This window comes from Thaumasiovibrio clandestinus (assembly GCF_047250365.1).
Taxonomy (GTDB): domain Bacteria; phylum Pseudomonadota; class Gammaproteobacteria; order Enterobacterales; family Vibrionaceae; genus Thaumasiovibrio.
Genome location: NZ_JBLBVL010000004.1, coordinates 53,138 through 68,989 on the forward strand (window position 1 = coordinate 53,138; position 15,852 = coordinate 68,989).

Sequence of the window (15,852 nt, forward strand, 5' to 3'; positions counted from 1 at the left end):
CACCTTGCGTGGCTTTTTTAATGCCTAAGCACAGCGCGAAAACAGTAATGAGCGGTTCTCTGTTAGTTCTATTTACATTTAAAGGGCGGATCGGAGAGCAAGATCCCCAATATAATGAAATAGTGGGCATTTTGCGTGATTGCTACGCTGATAGTCTGCATGCTGCTGCATAGAAATTGGGCAGGAAAAAGTGGCACCAATCATGTGTTGTAGAAGTTACCGAGATCAAGCGTAGCTATAGTTATGGCCGATAAGGTGAGTGCCTCTTAGAAATTACGGATAGTGACGTAAAAATTAAGGTATGATGCACAATTGCCTAAATTGTAATTACTCATGAATATACCGATTAAAAGTGCTTCCTCTTCTCAAGTCTTGTGTTCAAACTGCAAAGCGTGTTGCTGTCGTCTCGAGGTGCTGATTATCTCAGACACTGGCGTACCTGAAGAATTTATCTTGCGCGATCAATATGGTGGCGAAACGATGCGACGATTAAGCGATGGATGGTGCGCAGCTTTAGACAGAGAAACGTTTATGTGCACCATCTATGAAAACAGACCTTGGATATGTCGCGAGTTCGAAATGGGTTCGTATGAATGTATTGATGAGCGAGATAAGTGTCTATAGAGAAATGGTTAAACCATATTCGGCAGTTGTGGCTTGATTGACCGTTGTGATTTGATGGGCTGCTCGGTAACTTCTTAAGGAAGGAGCGTTGTGAATAGCCCCCTACGTTATTCCGATTTCAAATACTAAAGGAGAAAATGATGAATGCCCATGAAAAGCTAAATTATGTTGAATTCGGCGCTCGTGATCTGGTCGGGACGAAACAATTTTTCAGTGCTGCATTTGGTTGGGAATTTGTTGATTATGGTCCTGAGTATGCTGCGTTTTCGGGCCAAGGTTTAGATGGCGGCTTTTTCCAGTCGGATGTTTGTAGCCAAACAGTCAATGGTGGTGCACTTTTAGTGTTTTACAGTGCTGATATTGTAGCAACGGAGCAGAAAGTTATAGCGTGTGGTGGCTCGATCGTTCGCCCAATTTTTGAGTTTCCAGGTGGTTGTCGTTTCCACTTTATTGAGCCGAGTGGTAACGAATTTGCGGTTTGGTCAGAAACACGGGCATGACCGTTTAAGCTAACAGTCAAGCTGCACGACGCTTAATATCAAACGCTGATCTCTGATATGTATGGGTAGTCAAGTCGAAGGCAATGGGTGTTAAGTAAAAATGGGGTATAACTCGACCAATTACTTATTGGTTCTCTTTGGTCATCCTAAATTTGATATTATTAATATGGATGTGAAGTTAATAATAATAACGTCGCATAAAACATGCCTATGTAGTATTTAAATTTAGAAGTGAGGGGACTTATGTCTTGGCTTAATAATATACGCTTGCGATATAAATTGGCATTGCCAATTGGTATCGTTGTTTTTGCTTTTGCGTTACTTGTTATTCAAGTCTACTCTGGATATAACAAGCAACATTATGCAAATGTAACGTTAAGGCAACATGTTCAGCCCGTTATTAGTAAGTTGGATAAAGTCTATATTGATTTATACCAAGTTATGAACGCTGGTATGGGGGTTGCGCTGGCAGAGCCAAACAATACAAGCTCACTTGATTTTCATATTTATAACTTTCACGATAATGATGGAAAAATAATCGAACGATTCAATTCTGTTAATAGCCTTATTGATATTGGTTTTTTGCCCATTAGCAATAGAGAGAGCATCAATCGGATTATTGCTAACTATAGTGAATGGAGAAAGCACTATGTCGCTATCATCAACAGCCCACAACAAGCCGCTAACTATTACAGAGCGAATGAAAACATTGTTGAAGAGGATTTCGAATCAATACGCAATCAATTAAAGGACATTCGCGACGCGATTACCACTGAACAGCATGTGATGGAAGAGGGCGTTCTCTTTCATGCCGAACAGACAAATAGTATGTTGATAATCGGCTCATTATTTATTGTCATTTTGGCTGCGGGTGCGATTTTTATTACCAACCACCTTGTAGCAATACCGATTATTGCTCTCACGCAAGCAATGAAAGAGGCTGGAGAAGGGGATGGATCTCTCTCTACTCGTATTGACGTTAACGGTTCTGACGAAATTGGTCAGTTGGCGAGTGCTTTTAATACCTTTGCTAATAAGATCCAATTTACGCTAAATAAAGTTGTCATGGCTGCCCATCAAGTTAAAGAAGAAGCGAATCAGCTAACAACGCTTTCAGCCAATATCCTTAAAGCTAGTCACGATCAACAAACTCAGTGCGATCAAGTTGCGACCGCGATTGATGAACTGAGTAGCACCAGCGAGAGTGTTAGCCAGCATGCTCTTGATGCGGCAAGTGCAACGCAAAATGTTAGTCAGCAGTCGCATACGGTGCAAGATAGCTTGGATGACTCAGCGGCATCGATTAGCCAACTGTCGGTAGACATTCAGTCTTCTAGCGAGTTAATTCAAGATCTTGAGAAAAATGTTGGCGGCATTGTTTCAATTCTGGATGTTATCCGAGGCATCGCCGAGCAGACAAATTTACTCGCGCTTAATGCGGCGATTGAAGCGGCAAGGGCGGGCGAGCAGGGAAGAGGTTTTGCCGTCGTAGCGGATGAAGTACGTTCGCTTGCTAGCAAAACTCAATCAAGCACAGGAGAAATCCAATTAATGATTGAGAAACTGCAGTTAACTGCCAGCCAATCGGTTGTCGCGATGTCCAATAACGCACAATCTGGGCTGAAAACTGTTCAGCGTTCAAAAAGCACCCACAAGGCACTTGAGGCAATGAATGGCTCTATCATTACGATCAATGAGATGAATGCGCATATGGCAACGGCTTCTCACCAGCAAAATCAAGTGACAGATGAACTGAGCGACAGCATTCAAAGTATCGTAATGAGTTGTAACGCGACACTCGACCATGTTAAGCAGGCGCAACAAGCTTGCGATAGTTTAGCGATTCAAAGTCGAGACTTGGACAAGTTAGTTTCTCAGTTTAAGCTCTAGTTGAAGACTATCGATATCTCGTCTTCATGGGGAGGCGGGTGCCACGAACATCTTATTTTGTGAGCCGGACATCAAGAGACTTGAGCATGGCTCTGGCTTTGACTACAATTGCGCACTTCTTATCTATATCAGGTTATAACTATGAGCGATACAAACTCAAAACCCGCGTTACCAGACCATCTTGCAGGTAACCCGCGCAGTCCACACCATGTGGCAGAGTGCTTTGAGCACCATATTGGCATTCGGTTAAATGGCAAAGAGCGCACTGATGTTGAAGAGTATTGCATTAGTGAAGGGTGGGTGAAAATTCCGTCGCCTAAAGCCAAAGATCGCTGGGGACAACCAATGCTGATTAAATTGAAAGGCGAAGTAGAAGCCTTTTATAAATAATTAGTAACAGCAATTACTGATACCCAACACATAGCGTAATATGAGTGCTATGTGTTGGTTTTCACCCTCTTCTCGCCTTAACTATTTATATCCTCTATACGCACCGCCATCGTAATTCGACGTATTTTTCTACTATAAACATAACCATAAAGCGATACAAAAAAGCGCCTAATTGGTGCCGTATATTATATGACGAGTATATGCTTGTTATAATTTAGTTGCTATTAATTATGCCGGCTTATTATTCAGTAAGGGGGGATTGTGAAGAGAATGCATACTGTGTCAGACGCGGCCTGATGAATAATGCTTTTGTTATGCGTTGTAAATATGTTTTCTTTTATAATCATGGTGTTACGAAGTATGTTGCGATGTGCTTTGGGTGTTAATTGAATGGTTTGGTTGTGTTTTTAATAACAAGAAAGAATAACATATATCATTTAGTTATTTGTATCTAAGAATAATTACCGTGCTAGATGAGTGCTTAATATTTGTACGCCTGTGTGGTAATTGCCACAATATATCATGTAAATGTTTGTATCATCTGTGAAATCTAGCGTATGTTGTTTTTAATTTTGTGGAGCAATCATTTCGCCATCAAATATCAGATCTTGCCAATATAGTTATTTTTTATCATAGCACGATTTCCCTGAATAGAAGCTGTATTGCGGTATTTATTGCTTGTTGATAATTTAATTGTGAAACATGGAATTACTTATTTGATGTTCATATTAGGGAAATAAAAATGAAAAAAACAATTCTAGCAGTGGCAATGACTGCAGCAATGGCATCTGGTAGTGTATTTGCTGCTGAAATTTATAGTAGCGATGCGGGAGCTGTTGTACTGGGTGGACACCTACGTACACAGCTTCAAAAAGTGGGTGATAGCGATGTTAAGCTAAACGCTGGTTCCTCTCGCGTTTCTATTGGTGCGACATACGGTTTGACAGATTCGATTGACGCGCTTGGTTATGTGGAGTTTGGGCTTTCTGGAAATGGTGGAGAGCTAGAGAATCGCCTTCATTACACCGGTGTAGTTGGTGATTTTGGTTCTCTAACATTTGGTCGCCAATGGACGGTAGCGGATGATTTTGGCAGTGCTGATGTGTCTTACTTTTACGGCGGTGGAGCGAACACTTCAACATCGTTCACTAGTGGTAGACACGACTCGTTAATTAAGTATTCTCATACAATTGGCTCAGTCTCTTTTGCTGTAGGTTACGGCTTAGGTGCTAATGCGGAAGATAATGATCAGCAAGAGATTGCTGAGGCAAATATTAACGCGGTATTTGGCCCATTCACTATTGGTGGATCATTCGGAACTGCGGAAGACCTTAACCTAATTAAAGGTAAGAAGGTTGAAGCGGATTATGGCACAGCGGTTGCGACGTATACGATTGACGCCTTGACACTTTTGGCAGGTGCTTCTGCGCAAACAGTTAGCGTTGATGGACAAGACCTAGATTCTACTGGCTACCAAGCAACGGCTACCTACTCTTGGAGTGAGAAAGCGACTGCGTACGCTGGTTATGAGGCGATTGAGTATAAAGCAGCGGGTCTGAAAGAAGATGGCTCTTTCTTCTACGTAGGTACTGACTATCGATTCAATTCGTTCGCTAGAATTTATGTAGAAGTCGCTCGAGTTGATGGTTCGGCTATCAATATTAGCAATGATAGTGCTAACAACGTTACGGCAAAACGCCTAGATGATGAAACAGCCTTCGGTGCTGGTTTCCGCGTCTACTGGTAAGCAATAAACATCCTTGATATTTTACTGCCTTAAACTTTTGGGTTAGCGAGAGCTAACCCTTTTTTTGTGATTGCTGGTTAATGCGATTAACCAGCAATCGGTCACTGATATTGTTACTTAAACAATACTTTATGGCTCCATTGTCAGTCTAACGTTGCCAATATGGATCGTCATATCGCCAATGTTTTGGTCTTCTCCAACCCACTCGGGTAGAAGAGAGAAAGGTTTCGCGATATTTTGAATCTTATTGACTTGAACAACACCATTTTCATCAGAGAATAGCTCTTTCAGTGGAATCGTAACCGTCTCAGTCTGGTTCAGTGCAAATCCTACAGGTAAGAAATACTCGCTGCTGTTACCAAACTCGTCGGTTTCCATTTGTACCTGAATACGGCGTGTTGGGTGAGTGCCATAGTCCCCAACCTCAATCTTAAATTGTAATGCGCCTTTTTCCATGAAGGCGGAGATATCGCGGTATTTGTCTTCGTTCATGCTTGGAAATAGTAAAATACCGCCATTGACACCATCGTTGGTTTCACGATAATCAATAGTAAAGAAGCCGTCGCCACCACGAGGCCAGTCAACCCTCAATTCACTGCCGTCAGTTAGCCATGTCGTAATGGCTTTAGCCCAGCCGGTTTCTGCGCCGTCTTCGTTATCATAGGGAAGGACAAACAGATCACCGTCGTTCTCACCAATACGAATACTGTCATTGTTACACGCGAGTATCTGTATATCTTCTAAGTTATCAATCGAATCCTCATACTCTGAGATTCTGATCGACCCAAGATCAATATTTAAGTTGTTGTCAGATGCAAGCATAAATGGGGTCAACGTTTCACCAAAGTTCATCCCATCAAAACACGTTAATGGAATGTTGACCGTTTGTTCTGTAGAGCCAGTATATGCCATGACAGCAGAGCTGATATCAAGTGAAGCGGTATCAACCCCATAGGCTTGCTGAGTGATGAGCTTGACCTTCTGTAATAACTCAGGCTTGCGGTTGACACGTAGATTAAATGCCAGTAAAGCATTGTCAGCTTTAACATCAATATTGATTGGGTTAGTCGCCGAATTTAAAATGCGCCCTGACTTATTCTCTTTAACTTGAACATTGATCTGACCTTGTCGCTCAGTAGAAAGGGCCAGTGTTGAGATATTGCCTTGGGTAAGATATCCACTTTCTGGTACATCAGCTTCATAACCCTCGCTATCAATGACCCTTAATGGAAAGTTACCATCACTTTCAGGACCATAAATATTAACTCGTTTTGTTTCTCCAGGTGGTAATGGCTCTCCTTGCGGATAGTCATAGGGGTCATCAAGGCAGCCAGTTAATAGCGTAAGTGACAAACTACCGATAATTAGAGATTTATTGTTAACTAATGTCATGTCTATTGTCTCAAGTTGTTAATTTGTACCTAGATACAGGAAATGTCTTATTTTTTAAATTGTTCGTATAAACGTTTCAGCAAAGGATGCGCAAGTTTAAATTCAAAATCAAGCAATAAGCCATTTCGCTTTATAAAAATGTGAGCCTCATCTGACTATAGCGGCGCATTGTGTAATTTATTTTTTATTTCAGTGGCTTATGTTACTTATCTTGTTGTTGCTGCTTGGTTGGTAGTGTTTCTTGGCACATTTTTTATGTGATAAATAGATAAATACAATCACAGATCACAATTCAGGGAGATGCTGTATTGACGGTCTAGGTGCTTTACTATCAGAATATGTAGAAACGTTTAAATTGCTTTTGAATTTCAGTAAAAGGATTAAAAGAATAATGATAAACAAGAAAAAGAGTCTTGCTGGTCTGGTCATGCTACTGCTCAGCAGTCAATCAGTAGCAAGTCAGGTTGCATTGGATAATCTATCTATTCGTGATCATTTTTATCCCGAGAATTTTCGAGCTGAACTACAGACAAATATCGATTTCTTTAAAGATGGGGTAGGCGTAGATACAAGCGCTAAAGTACCCTATGACAATGTCTTTATTGTAGATGGTGAAGTTAAGCCTGAGTATTATGTAAATACTACTGAGATTGGCTTATATCTCAATATTTTGGTTGAAGTAGAGCGCGCAGGTAACGAAGATGCCTTGGTACGAATTTCTGAGGTGCTAGACACACTAGAAGCCGCACCAAAGTGGCACGGCTTATTTTATTGGCCCTATGAAATTGAAGGCGATAAGTTAGAAAAAAATGTCGATGAAATTGTACCTGCAGTAGATAACGCAAACTTTATGTTTTCGTTAACCGCGGTTGCCGGTGCATATATGGATTCTGATAATCCTGAGAAGCGCGATATTGTCCGTCGTATTGAAGCAATATTTGATAATCAAAAAGAGGGCTGGTCAAAAATTTACGACAGTAGTCGAGGCTTGCTGCGTGCGGGTTGGACAACAACCAATGATCGCGCAATCCCTTACCATATCGATCGTATGGCGAATGAAAGCCGTTTGGCTCCGCTTTGGGCTGCATTGATTACTAACGACATGGGCCAGAATGCCGTTCCACAGAAAGCATTTACTAATATGGAGTTATACACAGCAGAGTATACATATGGTGGAGCAACATATAACCCAATATTGACATGGGATGGTTCATATTTTCAAGCAATGCTACCTGCGATTTGGTTGAATGAGCGTGATTTGGTTCCGGATTACACCATGTTTGAAGACATGACTTATCTGCACATGGTATACGCGAAAGAGCATAACATCCCAATGGTTTCAGCTTCTGCGACGACGGATGATCGATATGAACCTTTTGGTGTGCCGTTCCTTTCTGAAAGTAAAGTTAAGTTTGGTAATGAAATTCATGATGGTAAAACGGGCACTCCGCATGCTGTAGCATTAGCTTATATCATCGACCCTTCTATGTCAGTTCACGCTTTGAAAAACTTGAAAGCTTTTTATCCTGAAGTTGAGACTGAGTTTGGTTGGTTTGATGCAGTAGATAGTAATGGACGCATTGGAACCAAAATATTGTCACTTGATCAAGGTATGTTTGTCGGCGCATTCTTAGCGGAAAGCATTAATAAAGATGTTCATCATTATTTAGAAGCTCGTGGATATATGGATCAGGTCGTCGAAATGTATCAAAGCTTCGTACCAAATAACTAATCGAATAAATTGGGATTATAGATAATGAAAAAATTAACAGGACTGGTTTCAGCCGCACTTTTGGTTTCGCCAACGATTTACGCGAATGAAAACATCAATGGTATTTGGGATAATGTCGAGCTGGCCGGCTACGGTAGCATCGTTAATGTTGCAGATTCATTAAACCGTATTGGTGGGATAGGCGATGTTTACATCTCGGCTCCGACTGTCTCGGGTGGAAAAGCGTCACGTGTTTTAACCGGCTTTGAGTATGAAGAAGCGGTTTATCACAATAATCCGCGTTCACTACTGAAAAGCATTATTTTTGCTGATGGGTCAACGAAAATTAGTGATAATTTTCGGATGGCGTATTTGCTAAAAGAGACGCATCAATATAATGGCCGTGATAATACGTCAGCAGACTCTGCAGCCCAAACAATAGAGTTGATGCCTCGATATGAAAAATGGATCTCTCCAGAACTTAGTTATGCTTTTGAGTTTGGTTATGAAAAGGTAACGGGTGGCCTATCTGATTACCAAGATAGAACAAATTACTCTATTACTCCTGAGCTGAATTTAGGCTACGACAAACATTTCTTACACCTTAATCTACAAGTTGGTTATATGGACCATGGTGATAGAGGCATGTTTATCGAATCTGAGCCATTGTACATATACCAGTATAACGATTGGATTAACCTTGGTGCAAAAGTACTTTATAACGAAGAGAAAAACGATTTTGCATGGAAAGAATACGCATTCAAACCACTCGTTCAATTCAACTTTAAGAATGGTATCTATTTAGAGTTGCGTTATGAACGTCAGGAGACTGAGCAGCAAGGTGGCGCAACAAGCTATAGCAGCAATAATTATGCTCTCTATTCAGAGGTACCACTGACATCGGATATTAGCTTCCTTGCTGACTTGGCTATTCGTAAAGGGGAAGTAGGCGGAACAAGTGAGTATAACTGGGGTGATAAAGAAATTGCCTTCGCTAAAGTTGGTTTAATTTGGACCTTCTAACACTTTAGTCTGCTTAATGGAAAATGATAAATCATGTTATTGAAAAAAAATGTGTTTGCCGTGCTGTTGGCAAGTTTGGCGTTGGGCGGTTGTAATTCAGATTCAAACCCTTCGGATGGTGGTGATGAGTCATGGGGTTCTGTTGTTGAATCGATACAGATCCCGTCTCAGTACTATCCTGATAATTTTCGCGAAGAGCTGCAGGTTAACTTAGATTACTTTATCGATGGTATTGGGGTTTCACCGCAAGTGAAAGTCCCTTATGAACATATCTTTGTGAAAGATGACAAAGTCACTCGGCAAGTAGCGTATACAAACTCAACCACGATAGGTCTCTATCTAAATATTCTGGTTGAAATGGTACGTGCGGGTGATGACGTTGCGACTGACCGTCTGCACGAGGTTTTAGGGCAGTTGGAAGCGGCACCGAAATGGTATGGTCTATTCCATTGGTTGTATCTACTGCGGGATACCGACTTAGCGGCGTCGCCGAACGGTATTATCTCAGCGGTCGATAACGGCAATTTATCATTTTCCTTAGCGGCAGTTTATGGGGCATTTGTTGATAGTGAAGTGCCTGAGCTAAGAGCGATCGCAATGCGAGCGGACCGCTTGCTAGCGGATCAAAGGCAGGGCTGGAGTCGTCTTTATGACGCGGAAAGAGGTTTCCTCCGTGCAGGTTGGGACACTGCGGTTGAGGCTTATCTCCCGTACTATATTGATCGCAAAGCGAATGAAAGCCGCTTAGGTACATTGTGGGCAGTTTTGTCGACAGACAGTTTAGCCTCTCATGAATCAGTGCCAGAGTCAGCGTTTACAGATATGTTGCTTTATACTAAAGCACATAATCGAGATGGTGACTACTATGAGCCAATGCTTACATGGGATGGCTCATATTTCCAAGCGTTGCTACCGGGTATCTGGGTTGACGAGGCCACACTTATTCCTGACTATCAGATGATTGAGGATTTCTCGCAAATTCACATGAATTTTGCTGTTGAGAATAACATCCCGTTTATGTCAGCATCATCGACGACAGACAATGGTTATCTTGCCTATGGTATTGAGGCGGTGTCGGAAAGTTACCAAGTTGGTGATAATGATATTCACCAAGGTAATACAGGTACGCCGCATGCGACAGCACTGTATGCATTAATCGATCAAGAAGCCGCTATCGACCACCTGTTGATGATCAAGGCGATGTATCCTGAAATTGAGAGTAAAGCAGGTTGGTTTGATGCGCTCGACAGTAACGGGAACATCAGTGAGAAGATCATTGGACTCGATCAAGGCATGTTTACTGCAGCGTTTTTTGCGAGCTCGATTCACGTGGATGTGAAACGTTACTTAGATGAGTATGGTTTAGGGCATTTGATTGATTCCCTTTATCAGAGCTTCGTGTCTGATGAATTAGTTGAAGAAAGACCATAATAAAGGTGATGCAAGATACATAGAAACGTCCACGCCGTTTTTCTATGGTGATGGGCGTTATAGCTTGCTGATGGTTTGAGAGTTTAAGGACACTACGGTGTCCTTTTTTCTTACTTGCGCGAAACAGACTGAGCCACGAGTTAGCAAGAGCGTTACAGGTACATTTTAGTGGGTATAGTCTAAAATGGCGTGAAACGTTTCTATTTGGTGGTAGGGGACGTGTCATTGCGATAAATTTATCATATGGCGTTTAAAATTCGTCGCTCAACTCTTATTCCGATCTAATCGCCGCTGACTACCGTCATGGGCTTTCGAGCTTATTGTGTCTCACTGCTATTGAGCATGAGTTGGTAGTCGTTTTACTTCACAGCTTTCGTGTCGTTGAGGTTTAAAAGTGTGACCCGTGTATACAAAACAACAAGCTTTGTTGACACTTTTCACCTTCACTCTTATTATTTGTAGAAACGTTTCAATAGAACCTATTTAGCGAAGAGTACGGTGTATGGCTCAGGTCAAACTGCAAAATATCAACAAGGTCTACAAGAATGGTTTTCATGCTGTGCATGACTTCTGTCTGGACATTAAGGATGGTGAATTTATGGTATTGGTTGGCCCGTCGGGCTGTGCTAAATCCACCACCCTGCGCATGATAGCCGGATTGGAAAGCATCTCAAGTGGCGACCTTCATATCGGTGAAAAGCATTGTAATGATGTCGCCCCAAAAGATCGCGGCATTGCGATGGTGTTCCAAAATTATGCACTCTATCCCCATATGACTGTTCGCGAGAACTTGGCGTTTGGTTTGGAAACTCGCAAGAAGTCAAAAGACGTGATTGAAAAGCGCGTGGCGGAAGCCGCGGAACTACTGGAGATTACCGATCTTCTAGATCGCAAGCCTGGCCAGATGTCGGGTGGCCAATGTCAACGTGTTGCGTTGGGGCGTGCGATGGTTCGTAAACCTGAGGTTTTCCTATTTGATGAACCGTTGTCGAACCTTGATGCCAAGCTGCGTGTTTCTATGCGGATGCGTATCAGCCGTCTACATGAACAACTTAAATTAGATGGTCGTCCGGCAACCATGGTCTACGTTACTCACGATCAGGTTGAAGCCATGACAATGGGTGACCGCATCTGTGTGATGAACAAAGGTGAGATCATGCAGGTTGATACACCGCTCAACTTGTACCACAAACCCGCTAACCGATTCGTTGCAGAGTTTATCGGCTCTCCCAACATGAACATTATGGAAGGTACTCTAGAACAGAACAGTGCCAATGAACTGCTACTCGATCTTGGTCAGCAACAGCTAGTGTTACCTGCCACATTGCACACACGCTTAATTGATTATGTGGGCAAACCGGTCGCGATGGGGTTACGCCCTGAACATATCGATATTGGTTCGGCGGAAGCCGTGTTTAACGCTAATGTCACGGAGGTAGAGGAGATGGGGCCAGAGTCGTTTGTATACCTTGATTTTAATGGTCGTTCGCTGATCTGTAAGCGAGTGAATCCTGAATCACCACTGATGAAGCACAGTGAGCTACCTGTCCATTTTAACATGGATAAGTGCCATATCTTTGATAAGGAAACGGGCAGAAATATTTCGCTTCCTACTAACTAATACGTTCTTATACATAAAGTTTACAGGTCTATTTTCATGATTCACTCAATTTCTGATACTTATCATCACGTCTCCAACGGCCACTTGGCGTTGGTATTTTCTGAAAACAATATCCTGCAAAGTATTCGCGCCAATGCAGTGATGGTAAATTTATACGAGCCAAGTGAGTTCGAATACGCATTATCAAACGTTTATCTACGCATTAAGAGCAGTGAAGGGATCAACTTTACGCCTTTGATGTCTTATAATCCAACGCTACGTACTTTCCGCAATGCTGCAGGTCAGGTCGGTTGGCAGACTGAAACCGATGCCTTCCGCGCAACAGTGATGATCTCGCTAGCAAAAGATAGCAGCACACTCTATTACACTGTACAGGTTGATAATTTGTCTGACAGTGACTTCAGCTATGATCTCGTGTTTGGTCAAGATCTGGCCCTGGCAGATGAAGGCGGCGTCAAGAGTAACGAGTGCTATGTTAGCCAATACCTTGACCACCAAATCTTTGATACAACAGAACAAGGTTACGTGATCTGCTCGCGCCAAAATTTGCCACAAAGCACTGGTAACCCTTGCTCTCAAATTGGCGCATTGAGCGACAAAATCGTTGCATACTCAACGGATGGTTATCAGTTTTTTGGTAAAGACTACCGATTCAATCCGACACCAGCGGTATTGTGTGAGCCAACTTTAGCAAACGAGCGCTTACAGTTCGAAATGGGTTACATTGCTCTACAAACGGCTGAGAAAACACTGGCTGTTGGTGAAACGGCGCAGTCGACTTTCTACCTTGCTTTTGGGGCTAACCTGGTGGGTTCGAATGTGACCGAAGCTGGTTCAATTGCGAACGTTGTTGCTGCTTATGTGACTCCGGCGATGGAATCAGCCACAGAGCAAGTGCTGCCGAACTTCTTCCTAAATACCGACAATGTATTACTGGGTGAAACCCTGACGGATGAAGAGGCGACGGCACTATTTGGCAAAACACGTCGTTTTGCGGAAAAAGACGGCGAGACAGTGCTGTCTTTTTTCTACGGAGAAGAGAACGCCGACAGCCGGTACGTAACTCTCGCCGCCAAAGAACGCCTGTTGGAACGTTCAACGGGTCACATGATCTCTTCGGGTAACAACCAGAATTTTGTTAATGGCGTTATGAGCTCGACGCACGGAATGTATGGGGTATTTAACTCACACGTTGTTGTTGGTAATACTTCATTCAACAAACTGTTAGGTGTTGATCGTACATCATTGAATCTGTTCCGTTTTAGTGGCCAGCGTATTTGGGTAAAAGAAGGTGAAGCGTACCGTGTTCTGACTATGCCATCGGCATTTGAGACGGGTTTGAACTTCTCGCGTTGGTACTACAAGTACCAAAACGGCATGATCAAAGTGACTAGCTTCAGTTCCAATGACGTGGCGACGATTCAGTTAGACATCGAAACAGTGAATCTGCCTACCTTAGACGTGGTTGTTACTAATCAACTCTTGATGGGTAACAACGAAGGTGATGCGAAAGTAGACATTATCGAGGAAGGGGATCACTTGACGGTACGTGGTGATTTCTCGTTGATGAGTGATGCACACCCAAGCCTTCACTATTCGCTGATGGCTGACAAAGCGCTGGCAGACGTCTCTGTGATCAAAGCTGGCGATTTGCCACGCTATCTGCTGTTTACTGGTCAGGTTGCAGACAAGGCCAGCTTAACCATCACGGGTGTTATTGATGAAACCGTGGCACAACGTGCTGAAAAAATTGATTTTGAAGCAGAAGTAGCAGCGTATCATCAAAGCCAAAGTGCGTTGACGAACCATTTCAACCTTAGTTTCGAAAACGACAGCTACAATGCACAGAAGATGAATGAGACGATGCAGTGGTTCACCCACAATGCATTGATTCATTATGCGACGCCGCACGGCCTAGAGCAATACTCGGGTGCAGCGTGGGGAACACGTGATGTATCGCAAGGACCTTTTGAGCTGTTTATGTCGATGCAGCGCTACGACCGCGTGGTTGATTTATTGAAAACGATATACAGCCATCAACATATCGAAACCGGTACATGGCCTCAGTGGTTCATGTTTGATAACTACTCTAAGATTCAGCAAGAAGACTGTCATGGTGACATTGTTGTATGGCCGCTAAAAGCCATTGCTGATTACATCACCGCTACCGGTGATTTGGCTGTGCTTGATATCGAAGTCCCTTACACTAGTATTGAAGAAGGTTTCGTTTTCACCACCCAAAGCTATAGCCTATTCACCCACGTTGAGCGCCAAATCAAGCATATCATCGACAATCTAATTCCTGGAACATCACTCTCTTGCTACGGTGACGGTGACTGGGATGATACCTTGCAGCCGGCAAATCAATCATTACGTGAAAATATGGTGAGTGGCTGGACAATCCCATTAACTTTGCAGTCATTAAAGACCATGGCAAGTGCGTTGCAAGGCGAAGCACGATTTGAAGCCTTCGTTAACCAAATTACTGAGCTGTCGGTTAACATGGAAGCGGATTATCACAAACTATTGGTAAAGGATGGTGTGATTGCAGGCTTCATTCACCTTGCTAACAAAGATGTTGAACAGGTCGAATATTTATTGCACCCATCTGATCAAAAAACAGGCATCAAATACCGTTTGTTGCCTGCGTCGCGCTCTATTATCTCTGAAACGTTTAACAAGGAGATGGCAGAGAGTCATATGGCAATGATCGAGGAGAATCTCGTTCATCCTGATGGCGTGCGCTTGATGGAACGTATGGCCGAATACAATGGCGGTAAACAGAGTTACTTCAAGCGCGCAGAGCTGGCGGCAAACCTAGGTCGTGAAGTTGGCTTGCAATACTGCCATGCACACATCCGCTTTATTGAAGCTCTTTGTAAGATGGGTAAAGCTGAAGAAGTACTTGAAAACTTGTATAAAATTGTGCCGCTAGGCATTCAGGAGTGCGTACCTAATGCTGAGATCCGTCAGTCTAACGCTTACTTCTCAAGTTCAGACGGTAAGTTTAACGACCGCTATGAAGCGTACCGTGATTTCGATAAGTTGAAGAAGGGCGAAGTGGCCGTGAAAGGTGGTTGGCGTATCTACTCCAGTGGTCCAGGTATTTACATTAATCAGGTGATCAGCAGCGTGCTTGGCTTGCGTTTCGACAATCAAGGTCTGGTGATTGATCCTGTTATCGCGAAGTCACTAGGTACGGTGATACTTGATTTTGCCGTTCACGGTAAGCCATGTCGCTTCGAAATTCGCCCTGAACAGGGAGGTCACACGCCTAAGCGAGTGACTATTAACGGAAAAGATGTTGATGTTGTGCTGACGAACAACGCGTATCGTAGCGGTGGTGCCATCGTCGGCAAAGCATTGTTGGATGAAAACCTAACCGATAATGCAAACCAAATCACTGTTTGGTTGTAAGTGAAGTTGGGCTTTCAGTTTCTAGCTGGGAGCCCAATTTGCGACAATCCAATGAGTTTTGTGGATTTGGTCATGTTGTGCTGTGATATTGGGATAGAAACGTTTA

12 protein-coding genes are annotated in these 15,852 nt (G+C 43.0%); 11 read left to right on the top strand and 1 reads right to left on the bottom strand.

The window, feature by feature from the left end; translation table 11 throughout:
* Positions 1 to 20: 20 nt before the first annotated feature.
* From ACKLNH_RS07810 to ACKLNH_RS07835, 6 genes are all read left to right on the top strand, one after another.
* Entirely contained in the window at positions 21 to 173 is a 153-nt protein-coding gene (locus ACKLNH_RS07810) for a hypothetical protein (RefSeq protein ID WP_413111701.1), read from the top strand.
* Positions 174 to 333: 160 nt separating this feature from the next.
* A complete protein-coding gene (locus ACKLNH_RS07815) occupies positions 334 to 624 on the top strand; it encodes a YkgJ family cysteine cluster protein (RefSeq protein ID WP_413111702.1) in 291 nt (96 codons plus the stop codon).
* A gap of 140 nt (positions 625 to 764) precedes the next feature.
* Positions 765 to 1,124, top strand: coding sequence for a VOC family protein (locus ACKLNH_RS07820; protein WP_413111898.1), 360 nt, complete (start codon positions 765 to 767; stop codon positions 1,122 to 1,124).
* Between the two features lie 243 nt (positions 1,125 to 1,367).
* A complete protein-coding gene (locus tag ACKLNH_RS07825) occupies positions 1,368 to 3,014 on the top strand; it encodes a methyl-accepting chemotaxis protein (protein WP_413111703.1) in 1,647 nt (548 codons plus the stop codon).
* 141 nt (positions 3,015 to 3,155) lie between these two features.
* The gene (locus ACKLNH_RS07830) at positions 3,156 to 3,404 is read left to right on the top strand and encodes a DUF3297 family protein (protein WP_413111704.1); all 249 of its coding nucleotides are present in this window, start codon (positions 3,156 to 3,158) and stop codon (positions 3,402 to 3,404) included.
* A gap of 742 nt (positions 3,405 to 4,146) precedes the next feature.
* Positions 4,147 to 5,151, top strand: a complete 1,005-nt coding sequence (locus tag ACKLNH_RS07835; RefSeq protein ID WP_413111705.1) for a porin — start codon at positions 4,147 to 4,149, stop codon at positions 5,149 to 5,151.
* 129 nt (positions 5,152 to 5,280) lie between these two features.
* On the opposite strand, the gene ACKLNH_RS07840 is transcribed toward ACKLNH_RS07835, so the two are convergent.
* Positions 5,281 to 6,543 (bottom strand): putative glycoside hydrolase, encoded by a 1,263-nt coding sequence (locus ACKLNH_RS07840; protein ID WP_413111706.1) that lies wholly within the window; start codon positions 6,541 to 6,543, stop codon positions 5,281 to 5,283.
* 391 nt (positions 6,544 to 6,934) lie between these two features.
* On the opposite strand from ACKLNH_RS07840, the gene ACKLNH_RS07845 reads away from it, so the two are divergent.
* The 5 genes from ACKLNH_RS07845 to ACKLNH_RS07865 all read left to right on the top strand — a co-directional run bounded on the left by ACKLNH_RS07845 (position 6,935) and on the right by ACKLNH_RS07865 (position 15,746).
* Positions 6,935 to 8,275, top strand: a complete 1,341-nt coding sequence (locus ACKLNH_RS07845; protein WP_413111707.1) for a hypothetical protein — start codon at positions 6,935 to 6,937, stop codon at positions 8,273 to 8,275.
* 24 nt (positions 8,276 to 8,299) lie between these two features.
* Positions 8,300 to 9,277 (top strand): hypothetical protein, encoded by a 978-nt coding sequence (locus ACKLNH_RS07850; protein WP_413111708.1) that lies wholly within the window; start codon positions 8,300 to 8,302, stop codon positions 9,275 to 9,277.
* Between the two features lie 33 nt (positions 9,278 to 9,310).
* On the top strand, positions 9,311 to 10,708 hold the full coding sequence (locus ACKLNH_RS07855; RefSeq protein WP_413111709.1) for a hypothetical protein: 1,398 nt from the start codon (positions 9,311 to 9,313) through the stop codon (positions 10,706 to 10,708).
* A 502-nt stretch (positions 10,709 to 11,210) separates the two neighbouring features.
* Positions 11,211 to 12,329: an ABC transporter ATP-binding protein gene (locus ACKLNH_RS07860; RefSeq protein WP_413111710.1), complete on the top strand. Its 1,119-nt coding sequence runs from the start codon at positions 11,211 to 11,213 to the stop codon at positions 12,327 to 12,329.
* 36 nt (positions 12,330 to 12,365) lie between these two features.
* Positions 12,366 to 15,746, top strand: a complete 3,381-nt coding sequence (locus tag ACKLNH_RS07865) for a GH36-type glycosyl hydrolase domain-containing protein (protein WP_413111711.1) — start codon at positions 12,366 to 12,368, stop codon at positions 15,744 to 15,746.
* Positions 15,747 to 15,852 lie beyond the last annotated feature (106 nt).